A 2,114-nucleotide genomic window follows, 5' to 3' on the forward strand; every position below is an offset into this window, starting at 1 on the left:
CTCTGCAAAATGTATGGACTAAAGACGCTTTTGTAAATCGCATGCGCATGAATGACGAACATCGGAAAGCCGTATGAGGGAAAACTTCACGTACGGTTTGATGAGGAGGGGCTGAAAAAAAAAAAAATCAGTCCTTTACTCTAGAGCCGGCAGGTACACCGACTATGCAAGAGGAAACTCCATTACAAACTGCGTACCTTTGCCGATCTCGCTGGACACCTGAAGCTTGCCTCTCATGGACCGGATAATTCCAAAAACGACCATCATGCCAAGACCGGTTCCTTTTTCTTTCGTGGAAAAATAAGGCTCTCCCAAGCGCTGGATTTGTTCCGGAGTCATTCCGATGCCAGTATCGATAATTGTAATGACGCTCTGATCATCTCTTTGTGTTAATTCAATCCTGATGCTGCCTCCATTGGGCATAGCTTCAATCGAATTTTTTAAGATATTGGAAAAGCACTGGTGAAACTTTTGGGATTCGCCTATGACCTTGGATTCCTTATGGCAGTGAAAATAAATCTGTATGGATTGCATATTGGCGTATGGTGTTATAAGCTTGACGATTTTGCCGATTTCATCAGGAAGATGGAGTACGGCAGGATTGTCAAGGGACGGTTTGGCAAAGGTCAGATAGTCGCCGATCACGCTTTCAGCATGAGCCAGCTCCTCTTGTGCCAATTTCAGATATTCTTTCGTTTTATCCGGCAAAGGCTGACTGAGGACTAACTGCAAAAAACCTTTGGTCACCGTTAACGGATTTCTGATTTCATGGGATACCGCTGCCGCTAATTCGCTTACAATATTGGCCTTTTCGGCTTTGTGCAAATTTTTCTCGATAAGTGTATCCTTTTTCATTTTTTCAATGGAATAAATAATGATAAATAATCCGATGGACTGAATGATAAACAAGTACATGGTAATGGATAAAAGCAAAGGACTAGCCTTATCGAACAGCATAAAATGGATATGGATTAAAATTGAAGAGAACAACGTAAGGGCCGAAGTAAGCAAAAATTTGGATTTAACGGATAAGGAAGCGAACTTGGAATGAACCAAAAATAATGCGATCATTAAAAGTGAGTTCACAAATAAAGCGCCATAAAAACCCAAACCGCCCCAGAAGCTTCGAGTCACGACGATCGTTATAAACAAGATGAGTCCCGTAGTTCTGCCCATATACAAAAATCCGATAATGAACGGAATTTGTCTTAAATCAAACATATGATTCTCAATAATGGTAATCGGGAAATTCATGCACAAAATAATGAGGATGCTTCCAATGGCTCCGAAAATCACATTTTTTTTCATGGGAGTGAGCGGATTCTTGTTTCCCAATAATAAATAGAGGTATATAGGCAGGATCACAAAAAGCAGATTAATCAGTAAGTCCTTTATCACTTCAACGTTCATTCGTGCTTTCACTTCCTAATTGAATTGGAGGGCCTATTATCAAAATTCTACAAATATCGAAGGAATTCCTCTAGCTAGGCATATTACGCGTTTATACTGAATTTAAAATCGGCTATACTATTTTTATCTTCTATAGATGAACATTCAAAGAGCAAATATTCTGCTTGCGTTTTCTAAATGGATATGATAAATTACTACACCTGAGCTGCTGCGAGGCAGTAAGATTATTCTGAGCTTGCGGATGCTCCCAAGATTGGAAAACAAAATATGCTTGCAAAATGAAATTGAATATGGTAAATTAACTAACCGTGACTCCGAAATGGATCAACTGAAACAGCTTCTAGACTAAAGGATTCGTTCCTCAGATTGGATAAAAAAAACAGTTGCCAAACGGTACGGAGATATGGTAGATTGGTCTTCCGGCCGAATGAGACAAGCGGTTCGGTGAAACACTAAGCATCAACATTGTCCTTTGAAAACTGAACATCGAGTGAGTGCGAAATCTTAATAAGAGATTTCAAAATTAAGCAAGTCAGTAACGAATTGAGCAATCAATTCTCTACTATTAAAGTATTACCTTTAATGGAGAGTTTGATCCTGGCTCAGGACGAACGCTGGCGGCGTGCCTAATACATGCAAGTCGAGCGGACTTATCCTTCGGGATAAGTTAGCGGCGGACGGGTGAGTAACACGTAGGCAACCTG

The 2,114-nt window shown here is 40.3% G+C and carries 1 protein-coding gene and 1 rRNA gene; one reads left to right on the forward strand and one right to left on the reverse strand.

Translation table 11 applies throughout. From position 1 onward, the window contains the following. Positions 1-162: 162 nt before the first annotated feature. On the reverse strand, positions 163-1,410 hold the full coding sequence (locus ACZYR9_RS27300; protein ID WP_488981477.1) for an ATP-binding protein: 1,248 nt from the start codon (positions 1,408-1,410) through the stop codon (positions 163-165). 579 nt (positions 1,411-1,989) lie between these two features. Between ACZYR9_RS27300 and ACZYR9_RS27305 the strand changes: the two genes are divergently transcribed. Then, positions 1,990-2,114: ribosomal RNA gene (locus tag ACZYR9_RS27305) — 16S ribosomal RNA — on the forward strand; the annotation flags it as partial.

This window comes from Paenibacillus sp. F024, from assembly GCF_057814255.1.